This is a genomic window from Pseudomonas sp. Fl5BN2, assembly GCF_009908205.1.
Lineage (GTDB): Bacteria > Pseudomonadota > Gammaproteobacteria > Pseudomonadales > Pseudomonadaceae > Aquipseudomonas.
Map to the genome: position 1 here is coordinate 37,583 of NZ_JAAARL010000002.1, position 14,934 is coordinate 52,516.

Annotated in this window: 15 protein-coding genes; 12 read left to right on the forward strand and 3 right to left on the reverse strand. The window is 61.1% G+C overall.

What is annotated here, in order from left to right; genetic code table 11:
- The first annotated feature begins 31 nt into the window (after nt 1-31).
- The 10 genes from ccoN to hemN all read left to right on the forward strand — a co-directional run bounded on the left by ccoN (nt 32) and on the right by hemN (nt 10,644).
- Nucleotides 32-1,474, forward strand: coding sequence for a cytochrome-c oxidase, cbb3-type subunit I (ccoN, locus tag GV819_RS02525; RefSeq protein WP_161753189.1), 1,443 nt, complete (start codon nt 32-34; stop codon nt 1,472-1,474).
- A complete protein-coding gene (gene ccoO, locus GV819_RS02530) occupies nt 1,474-2,082 on the forward strand; it encodes a cytochrome-c oxidase, cbb3-type subunit II (protein WP_161753191.1) in 609 nt (202 codons plus the stop codon). The genes ccoN and ccoO overlap by 1 nt, the downstream gene beginning before the upstream one ends.
- Nucleotides 2,083-2,087: 5 nt before the next feature.
- Entirely contained in the window at nt 2,088-2,273 is a 186-nt protein-coding gene (locus GV819_RS02535; protein ID WP_011060239.1) for a CcoQ/FixQ family Cbb3-type cytochrome c oxidase assembly chaperone, read from the forward strand.
- Nucleotides 2,270-3,247 (forward strand): cytochrome-c oxidase, cbb3-type subunit III, encoded by a 978-nt coding sequence (ccoP, locus tag GV819_RS02540; RefSeq protein ID WP_161753193.1) that lies wholly within the window; start codon nt 2,270-2,272, stop codon nt 3,245-3,247. Before GV819_RS02535 ends, ccoP begins: the two co-directional genes overlap by 4 nt.
- Before the next feature lie 424 nt (nt 3,248-3,671).
- A complete protein-coding gene (gene ccoG, locus GV819_RS02545) occupies nt 3,672-5,087 on the forward strand; it encodes a cytochrome c oxidase accessory protein CcoG (protein WP_161753195.1) in 1,416 nt (471 codons plus the stop codon).
- A 13-nt stretch (nt 5,088-5,100) separates the two neighbouring features.
- Complete coding sequence (locus tag GV819_RS02550; protein WP_161753197.1) at nt 5,101-5,637, forward strand: FixH family protein; 537 nt, start codon at nt 5,101-5,103, stop codon at nt 5,635-5,637.
- Between the two features lie 97 nt (nt 5,638-5,734).
- The gene (locus GV819_RS02555) at nt 5,735-8,185 is read left to right on the forward strand and encodes a heavy metal translocating P-type ATPase (RefSeq protein ID WP_161753199.1); all 2,451 of its coding nucleotides are present in this window, start codon (nt 5,735-5,737) and stop codon (nt 8,183-8,185) included.
- Between the two features lie 21 nt (nt 8,186-8,206).
- Nucleotides 8,207-8,437 (forward strand): cbb3-type cytochrome oxidase assembly protein CcoS, encoded by a 231-nt coding sequence (gene ccoS, locus GV819_RS02560; protein ID WP_161753201.1) that lies wholly within the window; start codon nt 8,207-8,209, stop codon nt 8,435-8,437.
- On the forward strand, nt 8,430-9,113 hold the full coding sequence (locus tag GV819_RS02565; RefSeq protein ID WP_161753203.1) for a sulfite exporter TauE/SafE family protein: 684 nt from the start codon (nt 8,430-8,432) through the stop codon (nt 9,111-9,113). Before ccoS ends, GV819_RS02565 begins: the two co-directional genes overlap by 8 nt.
- Before the next feature lie 148 nt (nt 9,114-9,261).
- Nucleotides 9,262-10,644, forward strand: a complete 1,383-nt coding sequence (hemN, locus tag GV819_RS02570) for an oxygen-independent coproporphyrinogen III oxidase (protein WP_161753205.1) — start codon at nt 9,262-9,264, stop codon at nt 10,642-10,644.
- Here the strand turns inward: hemN and GV819_RS33075 are convergent.
- The gene (locus GV819_RS33075; RefSeq protein WP_256667326.1) at nt 10,641-10,823 is read right to left on the reverse strand and encodes a hypothetical protein; all 183 of its coding nucleotides are present in this window, start codon (nt 10,821-10,823) and stop codon (nt 10,641-10,643) included. The genes hemN and GV819_RS33075 overlap by 4 nt on opposite strands.
- A 449-nt stretch (nt 10,824-11,272) precedes the next feature.
- Between GV819_RS33075 and fnr the strand changes: the two genes are divergently transcribed.
- Nucleotides 11,273-12,007 (forward strand): fumarate/nitrate reduction transcriptional regulator Fnr, encoded by a 735-nt coding sequence (gene fnr / locus GV819_RS02580; RefSeq protein WP_161753207.1) that lies wholly within the window; start codon nt 11,273-11,275, stop codon nt 12,005-12,007.
- Between the two features lie 82 nt (nt 12,008-12,089).
- Nucleotides 12,090-12,638 (forward strand): adenine phosphoribosyltransferase, encoded by a 549-nt coding sequence (locus tag GV819_RS02585; RefSeq protein ID WP_161753209.1) that lies wholly within the window; start codon nt 12,090-12,092, stop codon nt 12,636-12,638.
- A gap of 417 nt (nt 12,639-13,055) precedes the next feature.
- Here GV819_RS02585 and GV819_RS02590 read toward each other — a convergent pair whose 3' ends face one another.
- Both GV819_RS02590 and recR read right to left on the reverse strand, forming a co-directional pair.
- A complete protein-coding gene (locus tag GV819_RS02590) occupies nt 13,056-14,204 on the reverse strand; it encodes an acyl-CoA dehydrogenase family protein (RefSeq protein ID WP_161753211.1) in 1,149 nt (382 codons plus the stop codon).
- A gap of 105 nt (nt 14,205-14,309) precedes the next feature.
- Nucleotides 14,310-14,912: a recombination mediator RecR gene (gene recR, locus GV819_RS02595; protein WP_161753213.1), complete on the reverse strand. Its 603-nt coding sequence runs from the start codon at nt 14,910-14,912 to the stop codon at nt 14,310-14,312.
- Nucleotides 14,913-14,934 lie beyond the last annotated feature (22 nt).

Here is a 14,934-nt window from a genome sequence, read left to right on the forward strand (position 1 = left end):
TAATAAAACACCCAAACCGTGGAACCTTAGAATGAGCACAGCAATCAGTCCGACTGCTTATAACTATAAGGTAGTCCGCCAGTTCGCCATCATGACGGTGGTCTGGGGGATCCTTGGCATGGGGCTCGGTGTCTTCATCGCCTCACAATTGGTCTGGCCGGAGTTGAACTTCGGTCTGCCGTGGACGACGTTTGGACGCTTGCGCCCGCTGCACACTAACCTGGTGATCTTCGCCTTCGGTGGATGTGCATTGTTTGCCACTTCTTACTATGTCGTGCAGCGAACCTGCCAGACGCGACTGATTTCCGACAGCCTTGCGGCCTTCACCTTCTGGGGTTGGCAAGCAGTGATCGTCGGCGCAATCGTGACCCTGCCCCTGGGTTACACCACTACCAAGGAATACGCCGAACTGGAATGGCCACTAGCCATCCTCCTGGCGATCGTCTGGGTCGTCTACGGCCTGGTGTTCTTTGGCACCATCACCAAGCGCAAGACCAAGCACATCTACGTGGGCAACTGGTTCTACGGTGCCTTCATCGTGGTTACCGCGATGCTGCACATCGTCAACCACGCCTCCCTGCCGGTCAGCCTCTTCAAGTCCTATTCGGCCTACGCCGGTGCGACTGACGCGATGATCCAGTGGTGGTACGGTCACAACGCTGTGGGCTTCTTCCTGACCACCGGCTTCCTCGGGATGATGTACTACTTCGTACCCAAGCAGGCCGAGCGCCCGATCTACTCCTATCGCCTGTCCATCGTGCACTTCTGGGCGCTGATCACCCTGTACATCTGGGCCGGCCCGCACCACCTGCACTACACCGCGCTGCCGGACTGGGCCCAGTCCCTGGGCATGGCCATGTCGATTATCCTGCTGGCTCCAAGCTGGGGCGGCATGATCAACGGCATGATGACCCTGTCGGGCGCCTGGCATAAGCTGCGCACCGACCCGATCCTGCGCTTCCTGGTGGTATCCCTGGCGTTCTACGGCATGTCGACTTTCGAAGGTCCGATGATGGCGATCAAGACCGTCAACTCGCTCTCGCACTACACCGACTGGACCATCGGCCACGTACACGCCGGCGCTCTGGGCTGGGTAGCGATGATCTCCATCGGCGCGCTGTACCACCTGATCCCGAAAGTCTTCGGTCGTCAGCAAATGCACAGCGTCGGCCTGATCAACACGCACTTCTGGCTCGCCACCATCGGCACCGTGCTCTACATCGCCTCGATGTGGGTCAACGGCATCACCCAGGGTTTGATGTGGCGCGCAATCAACGATGACGGCACCCTCACCTACTCCTTCGTCGAAGCGCTGCAAGCCAGCCATCCAGGCTTCATCGTCCGCGCCGTGGGCGGTGCGTTCTTTGCTGCCGGCATGCTGTTCATGGCCTACAACGTGTTCCGTACCGTTCGCGCCTCGAACCCGGCTGAAGCTGAAGCCGCCGCTCAGATCGCTGTAGTTGGAGCTCACTGATGAAGCACGAAGTAGTCGAGAAGAACATTGGCCTGCTGGCCTTCTTCATGGTCATTGCCGTGAGCATCGGCGGCCTGACCCAGATCGTCCCGCTGTTCTTCCAGGACGTCACCAACAAGCCGGTCGAAGGCATGAAGCCTCGCCCGGCACTGGAACTGGAAGGCCGCGACATCTACATCGCCAACGGTTGCGTACAGTGCCACTCGCAGATGATCCGCCCGTTCCGTGCGGAAACCGAACGCTATGGCCACTACTCGGTCGCGGGTGAAAGCGTTTGGGACCACCCGTTCCTGTGGGGTTCCAAGCGGACCGGACCGGACCTGGCCCGAGTCGGTGGCCGTTACTCCGATGACTGGCAGCGTGCGCATTTGTACAACCCGCGCAACGTGGTCCCCGAGTCGAAAATGCCGGCTTACCCGTTCCTCGTAGAAAACAAGCTCGACGGCAAAGACACCGCGAAGAAAATGGAAGTCTTGCGCACGCTCGGCGTCCCTTACACCGACGAAGACATCGCCGGTGCCAAGGATGCAGTGAAGGGCAAAACCGAAATGGACGCGCTGGTGGCCTATCTGCAAGGCCTGGGCACCATCATCAAAAGCAAACGGTGATCTAGATGGATATCGGGATGATTCGTGGCCTGGGCACCCTTGTTGTGATGGTGGCCTTTATCGGTTTGGCGCTCTGGGTGTTCAGCCCCAAGCGCAAGTCCGAGTTTGAAGACGCGACCTTGTTGCCGTTCGCGGATGATCCCGACGCCATCAAGCACGTCGAGCAAGCTTCTAGGAGTAACAAAGAATGACTACGTTCTGGAGTCTGTACGTTACAGTCCTCAGTCTGGGTACCATCTTCGCCCTGACCTGGCTGCTGCTGTCGACCCGCAAGGGCCAGCGCACCGAGCAGACCGACGAGACGGTCGGCCACTCCTTCGACGGGATCGAGGAGTACGACAACCCACTGCCGAAATGGTGGTTCATGCTGTTCGTCGGCACCATCGTCTTCGCCCTGGGTTACCTGGTGCTGTACCCGGGCCTGGGCAACTGGAAAGGCGTCCTGCCTGGCTACGCCTACCTCGATAACGAGAAGCAGACCCCATTCGCCAACGGCCAGTCCGGCTGGACCGGTGTGCACGAATGGGAAAAAGAAATGGCCAAGTCGGACGCCAAGTTCGGTCCGATCTTCGCCAAGTACGCCGCCATGCCGATCGAAGAAGTGGCCAAGGACCCGCAAGCCCTGAAAATGGGCGGTCGCCTGTTCGCCTCCAACTGCTCGGTCTGCCACGGTTCCGACGCCAAGGGCGCTTATGGCTTCCCCAACCTGACCGACGCCGACTGGCGCTGGGGCGGTGAGCCGGAAACCATCAAGACCACCATCATGGGCGGTCGCCACGCGATCATGCCAGGTTGGCTGGATAGCCTGAAAGAGCAAGGCGTGAGTGACGTAGCCGCTTACGTACTGACCAACCTCGATGGACGCAAGCTGCCGGAAGGCATCAAGGCCGATCCGGTCAACGGCCAGAAGATCTTCGCCACCACTTGTGCGGTCTGCCATGGCCCAGAAGGCAAGGGTACCCCAGCCATGGGCGCGCCCAACCTGACTCACCCGGCAGCGTTCATCTACGGTTCGAGCTTCGCTCAACTGCAGCAGACTATTCGTTACGGCCGTCAGGGCGTGATGCCTGCTCAGGATCATCTGCAAGGCAACGACAAGGTTCACCTGCTGGCGGCTTATGTCTACAGCCTGTCCCACGGTGACAAGCAGGCCGACGCCGAGTAACACCGACGCCTGAAAGCAAAACCCAACGGCCCCGCCAACTCTCATTGGCGGGGCCGTTTTATTTGCGCCACTGCCTTGCGCCCGACTCCATCCACCGAAGCCCGACAATAAACGCGCTACTTACCACAAACACCCTGGCCCATGAGCCAAAGGTGGCATCCCCCGCAAGACAGAGGCACGGTCCTTTAGCAGACGTCTGCTCAACCTGCTGAAAATTTGAACGGCGGGAAGCGCAAAACGGTCCATAATTCACAAGTCAATTGATTCAAGTCATTACACCATCAGTTGATTTCCCCCAACGCGACCAAAGGTCGCACCCTTGCGCTAGAGCTACAGGCGTATCATTGCGCCACCGCAATACCCCTTTTGACCCCGGTCGGCACGTACTGACCGAGGCATTTTTCCACTGCCGTGGGATGCAATGATGAGCAACCAGATTCCCGTACAAAACGTTACCCCGCCTGCAAAAAACACGACTAACAGCGTCGACCTCTACGCCTCCAGGGAAAAAATCTACACCCGCGCCTTTACCGGCTTGTTCCGCAACCTGCGCATGGTTGGCGGCGCCGGATTGTTCCTCCTGTACTTCGGTACCGTCTGGCTCAACTGGGGCGGCCACCAGGCGGTCTGGTGGAACCTGCCGGAACGTAAATTCTTTATTTTTGGCGCCACCTTCTGGCCCCAGGACTTCATCCTGCTCTCCGGCCTGCTGATCATTGCCGCCTTCGGCCTGTTCTTCATCACCGTCTACGCCGGACGTGTCTGGTGCGGCTACACCTGCCCGCAGAGTGTCTGGACGTGGATTTACATGTGGTGCGAAAAGGTCACCGAAGGCGACCGCAACCAGCGTATCAAGCTGGACAAGGCGCCCATGAGCGCCAACAAATTCCTGCGCAAGCTCAGCAAGCACAGCCTCTGGCTGCTGATCGGCTTCCTCACCGGCATGACCTTCGTCGGCTACTTCTCGCCGATCCGCGAACTGGTCATCGACTTCTTCACCGGACAGGCTGATGGCTGGTCGTATTTCTGGGTCGGTTTCTTCACCCTGGCGACCTACGGCAACGCCGGCTGGCTGCGGGAGCAGGTGTGCATCTACATGTGTCCTTATGCACGCTTCCAGAGCGTGATGTTCGACAAGGACACCCTGATCGTTTCCTACGACCCGCGCCGCGGTGAAACCCGTGGCCCGCGCAAGAAAGGCGCCGATTACAAGGCCATGGGCCTGGGCGACTGCATCGACTGCACCATGTGTGTTCAGGTCTGCCCCACCGGCATCGACATCCGCGACGGCCTGCAGATCGAATGTATTGGCTGCGCCGCCTGCATCGACGCCTGCGACAACATCATGGACAAGATGGAGTACCCTCGCGGGCTCATCAGCTACACCACCGAACACAACCTCTCCGGGCAGAAAACCCATAAACTGCGTCCGCGCCTGATCGGTTACGCCCTGGTGCTGCTGGCGATGATCAGCCTGCTGGTCACCGCGTTCGTCATGCGTCCACTGGTGGGCTTCGACGTCAGCAAGGACCGCGTGCTGTACCGCGAGAATGCCGAAGGCCGGATCGAAAACGTCTACAGCCTGAAGATCATGAACAAGGACCAGCACGATCACACCTATCTGCTGGACGCCGCCGGCCTGCCGGACCTGAAACTGCAGGGCAAACGCGAGATCCACGTGGTAGCCGGCGACATCGTCAGCATGCCAGTGGAGCTTTCGGTGGCCCCGGAACAACTGCCGTCGACCACCAACGAGGTGAAGTTCATCCTCAAGGATGCCGACGATGACAGTGTCCACGTTGAAGCCAAGAGCCGGTTCATCGGCCCACAAAATCGTTAACAGAGAAGTGACCATGCCCACAGCCACAGCCACTAGCCCTTGGTACAAGCACCTCTGGCCCTGGATCATCATCGGTATCCTCGCCTGCTCGGTTACCCTGACCCTGTCCATGGTGACCATTGCCGTGAACAACCCGGACAACCTGGTCAACGACAACTACTACGAGGCCGGCAAGGGCATCAACCGCTCCCTGGACCGCGAACTGCTGGCCCAGACCTTGAAGATGCGCGCCAACGTGCACCTTGATGAAGTCACCGGCGAAGTCGATCTGCGCCTGAGCGGCGACAGCCAGCCCAAGACCCTTGAGCTGAACCTGATCTCGCCGACCCAGCCGGAGAAGGATCGCAAGATCAGCCTGACCCGCAGTGAGAGCGAACACGGTCGCTACATCGGCCAATTGACCGACAAGGTCGAAGGCCGCCGCTTTGTCGAACTGCTGGGGATCGAAGGCGACAAGACCTGGCGCATGTTCGAAGAAGAACAGGTCAGCCACGACAAAGACCTGCTGCTGGGTGACGAACCGCTGCAAGGCGCGGAAGATCTGAACTGATCAACACCTGTCATACATCGCCGGCCCGCCGCCCACCCTGTCAGGGTGGAAGTCGACGGGTCGGCGATGAGTTTTTCCCCGACCACAAAGACCGCCGATGACCACGCCACTGCCTTGCTACCACTGCGCCCTGCCGGTTCCCGCCGGCAGCCGGTTCACCGCCGTCGTGCTCGGCGAATCCCGAGAGCTCTGCTGCCCGGGGTGCCAGGCGGTGGCCGAGGCCATCGTCGCGGGCGGCCTGGAGCATTACTACAGCCACCGCAGTGAAGCATCGGCCAACCCGCAAGCCCTCCCCGTCCAGTTGCTAGACGAGCTGGCGCTGTATGACCGCGCCGACGTGCAGCAACCCTTCGTTCGCCACGAAGGCGAATTGGCGGAAACCACCCTGCTCATGGAAGGCATCAGTTGCGCCGCCTGCGGCTGGCTGATCGAAAAACACCTGCGCAGCGTGCCGGCGGTGGCCGAGGTCCGGCTGAATCTGTCCAACCATCGCCTGTATGTGCGCTGGGCAGACGCTCAGTTGCCCCTGAGCCAGGTCCTCAGCGAACTGCGGCACATCGGTTACGCCGCCCACCCCTATCAACCGGACCGCGCCTCGGAACAACTGGCCAGCGAGAACCGCCTGGCCTTGCGCCAGCTGGGAGTCGCCGGACTGCTGTGGATCCAGGCCATGATGGCAACCATGGCCACTTGGCCGGAATTCAACATCGACCTGAGCCCGGAGCTGCACACCATCCTGCGCTGGGTCGCGCTGTTCCTTACCACACCTATCGTCTTCTACAGTTGCGCACCTTTCTTCAAAGGCGCCATGCGTGATTTGCGCACCCGACACCTGACCATGGATGTCTCGGTGTCCCTGGCCATCGGTGGAGCCTATCTGGCGGGCATCTGGACCGCCATCAGCGGGGTCGGCGAGTTGTATTTCGACGCGGTCGGCATGTTCGCCCTGTTCCTCCTCGCCGGACGCTACCTGGAGCGACGCGCCCGAGAGCGTACCGCCGCGGCCACCGCGCAACTGGTCAACCTGTTGCCAGCCTCCTGCCTGCGCCTGAGTGATGACGGCCAGAGCGAACGCATCCTGCTCACCGAGCTGCGCCTGGGCGACCGGGTGCTGGTGCACCCCGGAGCGGTGCTGCCGGCGGACGGCAAGATCCTCGACGGCCAGTCGAGCGTTGACGAATCCCTGCTCACCGGCGAGTACCTGCCACAACCCCGCAGCCAGGGTGACACGGTCACTGCCGGCACCCTGAACGTCGAAGGCGCACTGACCGTGGAAGTCCAGGCCCTGGGCCAGAACACTCGGCTATCAGCCATCGTGCGCCTGCTGGACCGGGCCCAGGCGGAAAAACCGCGACTGGCGGAAGTCGCCGACCGCGCCGCGCAATGGTTCCTGCTGTTTTCGTTGATTGCCGCGGCTGCCATTGGCCTGCTGTGGTGGCAGCTGGACGCATCACGGGCCTTCTGGATCGTCCTGGCGATGCTGGTTGCCACCTGCCCCTGCGCGCTGTCCCTGGCCACCCCCACTGCCCTGACCGCCGCCACCGGAACCCTGCATAAACTCGGCCTGCTGTTGACCCGCGGCCATGTGCTGGAAGGCCTGAATCAGATCGACACGGTGATTTTCGACAAGACCGGCACCCTCACCGAAGGGCGCCTGGCATTGCGCTCCATCCGGCCACTGGGTGGCTTATCCAGCGCTGATTGCCTGAGCCTCGCTGCCGCCCTAGAGAACCGCTCGGAACACCCCATCGCCCGGGCTTTCGGCCGCGCGCCGGTGGCCGCCGAAGAAGTCACCAGTAGCCCAGGGCTGGGGCTGGAGGGTTTGGTCGGTACACAACGCTTGCGCATCGGCCAACCGGCATTCGTCTGTGAACTCAGTGGCTGCGCGGTTCCGCCAATGCCCGACGAACCCGGCCAGTGGCTATTGCTTGGCGACAGCCAGGGCGCCCTTGCCTGGCTGGTGCTCGATGATCGCTTGCGCAGCGACGCCCCAGCCCTGCTAGCGGCCTGTAAGGCCCGCGGCTGGCGCACCCTGCTGCTTTCCGGGGACAGCTCGCCGATGGTTGCCAGCGTCGCCGCCGAGCTGCAGATCGATGAAGCCCACGGCGGCCTGCGCCCGGATGACAAACTGCAGATACTGCAACAACTGCATCAGCAGGGTCGCAAGGTGCTGATGCTGGGTGACGGCGTCAACGACGTACCGGTGCTGGCTGCAGCCGACATCAGCGTCGCCATGGGTTCGGCCACCGACCTGGCTAAGACCAGTGCCGATGCCGTGCTGCTGTCCAACCGCCTGGATGCCCTGGTACAGGCCTTCAGCCTGGCCCGTCGGACCCGTCGGGTAATCATCGAGAACCTGCTCTGGGCCGGGCTGTACAATGGCCTGATGCTGCCATTCGCCGCCCTCGGCTGGATCACCCCCATATGGGCCGCGATCGGCATGTCCATCAGTTCCCTGACCGTGGTGCTCAATGCCCTGCGCCTGACCCGCATGCCGCGGTCGGCCGACAGCGCCAGTACCCCCGAAACCCGCCCGCTGCCGGCCTGAGCCGCCGGGCCTGGAGTCCAGATGCCTGCTCTTTATGTGATGATCCCGGCCGCCCTGTTGATCGTGGCCATCGCTATCTACATCTTCTTCTGGGCCGTCGACAGCGGTCAGTACGACGACCTCGACGGCCCGGCCCACAGCATCCTGTTCGACGACCAGGACCCAAGCCACACTGCAGCGGTGGACGAAGTCAAACGGCCGCCGGCAAACGACGCCGAACCCGTGAAAAAACCGGAACCGCCCCATGCTTGAGCTAGCTCCCCTGCTGGTTTCAGCGCTGATCCTCGGCCTGCTGGGCGGCGGCCATTGCCTGGGCATGTGCGGCGGCCTGATGGGGGCGCTGACCCTGGCGATTCCCCCGGAGCAACGCAGACGACGCTTTCGCCTGCTGCTGGCGTACAACCTGGGCCGCATTCTCAGCTACGCCCTGGCCGGTCTACTGCTCGGCCTGGCGGGCTGGGCGGTAGCCAGCAGCCCGGTAGCGCTGTTCATGCGGGTCCTGGCCGGCTTGCTACTGATCGCCATGGGTCTGTACCTGGCTGGCTGGTGGAGCGGCCTGACCCGCATCGAAGGTCTGGGCAAGGGCCTGTGGCGGCATATCCAACCCGTGGCCAACCGCCTGTTGCCAGTCTCCAGCCTGCCCCGCGCGCTGCTGCTGGGTGCGCTCTGGGGCTGGCTGCCTTGCGGCCTGGTGTACAGCACCCTGCTGTGGTCTGCGAGTCAGGGCAATGCCCTGGACAGTGCCTTGCTGATGCTGGCTTTCGGTCTTGGTACCTGGCCAGTGCTGCTGGCTACCGGCCTTGCGGCGGAGCGGGTTACCGCCCTGCTGCGCCGTCGCAGCGTGCGCCTGGCCGGCGGCCTGCTGGTGATGCTCTTCGGCATCTGGACCCTGCCGGGCCCTCACCAGCACTGGCTGATGGGTCACTGATCCCGGGAAAGTACTCGCCTAAAAGGCCTGTACAGCCCGCCGGTGCTACTCCAGCGGCTCCCGAACACCCTTGATACAAGTCAAGATGGCCAAGGCCTGAACCTCCTAGACTCGCGAACACTGCCAGCCTATCCGGGGGAATTCCCGCATGCTCGACGCCATTCGTTGGGACACAGATCTGATCCGCCGTTACGACCTGGCGGGACCACGCTACACCTCATACCCGACCGCCGTGCAATTCAACAGCCAAGTCGGCGCCTTCGACCTGTTGCACGCCCTGCGTGACAGCCGCAAGGCCCAACGCCCATTGTCGCTGTACGTGCATATCCCGTTCTGCGCCAACATTTGCTACTACTGCGCGTGCAACAAGGTCATCACCAAAGATCGCAGCCGTGCCCTGCCCTACCTGCAGCGCCTGGAACAGGAGATGCAATTGATCGCCTGTCACCTGGCCCCCAACCAAAAGGTCGAGCAACTGCACTTCGGCGGTGGCACCCCGACCTTTCTCAACCACGACGAACTGCGCCAGCTGATGGCCCTGCTGCGCAAGCATTTCAATCTGCTCGACGACGACTCCGGCGACTACGGCATCGAGATCGACCCGCGAGAGGCCGATTGGTCGACCATGGGCCTGCTGAGGGAACTGGGATTCAACCGGGTCAGCATCGGCCTGCAGGACCTCGACCCGGCGGTGCAACGCGCGGTCAACCGCCTGCAGAGCCTGGAAGAAACCCGGGCCGTGATCGAGGCGGCACGCACCCTGCAATTTCGCTCGATCAACATCGACCTGATCTACGGCCTGCCCAAGCAGACTCCAGACAACTTCGCCCGAACCGTGGAAGAAGTCATCAGCCTGCAGCCGGATCGGCTCTCGGTGTTCAACTATGCCCACTTGCCCGAGCGCTTCATGCCGCAACGGCGAATCAACGGCACTGAGCTGCCAGCGCCTGCGGAAAAGCTGCAGATGCTGCAACGTACCATCGAGCAACTGACAGCGGCCGGCTATCGCTATATCGGCATGGACCACTTCGCCCTGCCCGATGACGAATTGGCCATCGCCCAGGAGGAGTCGACCCTGCAACGCAACTTCCAGGGCTATACCACTCACGGTCATTGCGACTTGATTGGTCTGGGGGTGTCCGCCATCAGTCAGATCGGTGATCTCTACTGCCAGAACAGCAGTGACCTGACGCATTATCAAAACGCCTTGGCCGGCGCGCAACTGGCCACTAGTCGTGGACTGGTATGTAATGCCGACGATCGTCTGCGCCGTGAAGTTATTCAACAACTGATCTGCAACTTTAGTCTTAAGTTTGAAGAGATCGAGCAAGCATTCAATATCGACTTTCGCGGCTACTTCAATGAACTTTGGCCGGAACTGGAAGAGATGGCCGACGATGGCCTGATCGAACTCAGCAGCGAAACGATCACCGTGCTGCCCGCCGGGCGTTTGCTGGTGCGCTCGGTGTGCATGGTCTTCGATGCGTACCTGGGCCAGCAGAATCGTCAGCGCTTTTCCCGGGTGATCTAGGACTTCATGAGCAGCGAGGCCGCTTTCATCATCTGCTCAGGACTCAAGCCCGCCCCTTTCATCGCCTTGGCCAGGGAGGCATTGGCGGTTAGTAAACCGCCGTCGAGCGTTGCCAGTGCTGATTGCAGGCTACCGATCCGGACTTTGGCCTCTTCAGGGCTCAAGTGTTTGTCGGCCATGACGGCCTGAAGCTGGACCAGGGTTTCGGCAATCTATTGTTGCAATTTTCTGATCATTTTGAGGAGCTGTTGAATATTCCGGGCAGACCACTTTCCTCGCTATCGCGGTCGCGCCCTTTGGCTACGGCGGATTTCTTCAGCCCCGGCCCTGACAGCGACACTTTGACGCCCTCCTCGAGCGTAGGTTCTGCAACTAATGAGGACACCCTTAGTTGATTGCCGTCAATATTTTTCGAAGGCTCAGGAAGTGACTGCAAGTTATTGCTGCCATTAGCAATACTGCCACCCGACGGTATGTTTTCAGCTCCCCTAGTTACTTTCGTTAACAGGTTATCGACCTACAAAAGGATTGCTTTACGACTAACAGTCAACACGGCACGGACTGGCCGGAACCTCCTCCCGTGAGTTACCCTTACGGCTTATGTGTGTTTTCCCACAAGGATTCTAGAATGTCCGAGCCAGTTAAACTGCGCGCTCATAACCAGGCCCATTGCAAGGATTGCAGCCTGGCTCCTCTGTGCCTGCCACTTTCCTTGAATTTGGAAGACATGGACGCGCTGGACGAAATCGTCAAACGTGGCCGCCCATTGAAAAAAGGCGAGTTCCTGTTCCGTCAGGGTGACGGCTTCGACTCGGTCTATGCCGTACGTTCAGGTGCTCTGAAAACCTTCAGCCTCAGCGACGGTGGCGAAGAACAGATCACCGGCTTCCACCTGCCCAGCGAATTGGTAGGCCTGTCCGGCATGGACACCGAAAGCCACCCGGTTTCGGCGCAAGCGCTGGAAACCACCTCGGTATGCGAAATCCCCTTTGAACGTCTCGACGAACTGGCCCTGCAATTGCCGCAGTTGCGCCGTCAGTTGATGCGAGTCATGAGCCGCGAGATCCGCGACGATCAGCAAATGATGCTGCTGCTGTCGAAAAAAACTGCCGACGAGCGTATTGCCACTTTTCTGGTCAACCTGTCAGCACGTTTTCGCGCCCGTGGCTTCTCGGCCAACCAGTTCCGCCTAAGTATGTCGCGCAACGAAATCGGCAACTACCTGGGCCTGGCGGTGGAAACCGTATCCCGGGTGTTCACCCGCTTCCAGCAGAACGAACTGATTGCCGCTGAAGGCAAAGAGGTGCACATCCTCAATCCGATCCAGCTCTGCGCCTTGGCCGGCGGCTCGGTAGAAGGCTGATCCACACCTCATGCGACTGAGCCAAGCCGCTCGGTCGCAGGTATACTGGCGCGGCCTATTTTGCCCGCCAGGACACCTGAAGATGGCCTTCGACTCCTTCGACATCAAATCCCTGATCCGCCCTGTCATCGACTTCCCGAAAGCGGGCGTAATCTTCCGTGACATCACCCCTCTGTTCCAGTCTCCCCGAGCCCTGCGCCTGGTGGCCGACAGTTTCGCCCAGCGTTATGTCGAAGCAGACTTCAGCCACATCGGAGCCATGGACGCCCGGGGCTTCCTGATCGGCTCGATCATCGCCTACCAACTGAATAAGCCGCTGATCCTGTTTCGCAAGCAGGGCAAACTGCCGGCGGATGTGCTCGCTGAGGGCTACCAGACCGAGTACGGCGAAGCCTTCCTCGAAGTGCACGCCGACAGCCTGTGCGAAGGTGATTCAGTGCTGATGTTCGATGATCTGATCGCTACCGGCGGCACGCTGATCGCCGCGGCCAATCTGGTCCGGCGCATGGGTGCGAAGATCTATGAAGCCGCCGCCATCATCGACCTGCCGGAACTGGGCGGCTCGCAGAAACTGGAAGACATGGGCATCCCGACCTTCTGCCTGACTCAGTTCTCACTGTCCGAACGCTGAGTCGACTGCTGCCGGCCATCCCCAGTCCCTTCCAGGGGCCGGCAGCCCCACCTGCCTCATCACCCACGGTCAACGCACGGGTGATCAGCCGTCCACTGCGTCGCCGTCCTGGAGCGCCAGCTACTGCGGGCTCCCGGCATCAAAGAATGGGCGCTGCCTTATGACTGACTGCTTGGCAGCGATACGGCAATAAAGCGCGCTGAATCGCGCCAGGGAAGGTATGTAGCAACCGCCGACCACGAGGCCGTGTCGACCATCGATCGCGGCGTGGCGGACTCGCCACAGCCCCAGAACGAACCCTTACTCTGTGGCCGCTGAGCGGCACTCCTGACAAAGTCATCAGCACCATGCTCAGGGACTTCCCGCCTTGGGGCCCATACCCTGCGGCACAAAGAACCGCAGACCGCAGGTGACTGCCTAAAGCCCCATCTGCTTGCTGATGATTTCGTTCATCACCTCACGGGTGCCGCCGCCGATGGAGAGAATGCGGTTATCGCGGTACAGGCGTTCCACCAGGCTTTCGCGCATGTAGCCCATGCCGCCAAGGATCTGCACCGCATCGTTGGTAATGCGATCGGCGGTATCAGTGGCGAAGTTCTTGGCCATGGAGATTTCCTTGATCACACTTTTGCCAGCGGCCATCTTCGCCGCCTGGCGGTAGGTGAACTCCCGAGAGACTTCCAGAGCTGTCGCCATCTCCGCCAGACGATGCTTAAGCACCTGGAACTTGGCAATCGGCTTGCCGAAGGCCTCACGCTCTCGGGCCCACTTCAGGCTTTCCTCCAGGGCCATCTGAGCGGTCATGTTGGCCATCAGCGCCAGGGCCAGGCGCTCGCTCTGGAAGTTGCCCATGATGCAGGCAAACCCCAGGTTCTCGGCACCGATCAGGTTACCCACTGGCACTCGACAATCGTCGAAGAACAACTCGGCGGTGTCCGAAGCCCACCACCCCATCTTCTTCAACTGCCGGCCCACGGTGAAGCCTGGGGTACCTTTCTCGATCAACAGCAGACTGATACCGCCATAACCGGGTTCGCCCGTGCGCACCGCGACAGTATAGAAATCGGCGCGTACGCCGCTGGTAATAAAGGTCTTGCTACCACTGACCCGGTAGTGATCGCCGTCGCGTATCGCACGGGTCTGCAGATTGGCCACGTCCGAGCCACCGCCAGGCTCGGTCACCGCCAGGGCACAGATTTTCTCCCCGGACAGCACCAGCGGCGCGACCCGCTCAGACACCTCGGCACGCGCCCATTTGACGATAGGCGGCAGACCGATATCCAGCGAGCCCAGCCCTGCAACCAAACCGCCGGAACCACTGCGCATCAGCTCTTCGCTGGCGGCGATCTTGGCGAACAGGTCACCTTCATGGCTGCCGCCCAGGACTTCGGGATAACCGATACCAAGAATCCCGGCAGCGCCGGCCTTGAGATACAACTCGCGGGGAAAACTCGCGGCCTCCTCCCACTGATCGATCTCGGGGAGGATTTCACGCTCGACGAAACGTCGCACACTGTCGCGGACCAACTGGTGGCTGGGTTCGAAGTATTCCTGGCAGGCAGACATCGGCAAGCTCCTCTGAAGGGTCGAGGAAACTTACCAAGCGCTTGCTTGGTTTTCAACAAAATCCATCTAGCGTTCGCCTGCAGGAGCCGGCGAACGGAGCGTGAACTACAACGCGATGGGTTTACGCCCCGCAAATGAATGCGCCAGGGTGCCGCCATCCACCAGCTCCAGCTCACCTCCCAGCGGCACGCCGTGGGCAATGCGCGAAGTGATCAGACCTTTGTTGGCCAAGAGCTGGGCGATGTAATGGGCCGTCGCTTCACCTTCCACCGTGGGGTTGGTGGCCAGGATCACTTCGCTGAAGCTGTCCTGCTCTGCGATCCGCGCCAGCAACTGGGGAATGCCGATAGCTTCCGGACCCAGGCCGTCCAGGGGCGACAAGTGCCCTTTGAGGACGAAGTAGCGACCGCGATAACCGGTCTGCTCCACTGCGTACACATCCATCGGCCCCTCCACCACGCACAGCAGGCTGTCGTCACGACGCGGATCGGCACACTGCGGGCACAACTCGTCTTCAGTCAGGGTTCGGCATTGGCGGCAATGCCCCACGCCTTCCATGGCCAGGCTCAGGGCCTGGGCCAGGCGCAAGCCGCCGCTGCGATCACGCTCGAGCAACTGCAAGGCCATGCGCTGGGCGGTTTTCTGACCCACGCCCGGCAAAGTACGCAGGGCATCGATCAGTTGGCGAATCAGGGGGCTGAAGCTCATGGGCAAAGGTCCGACAAAACAA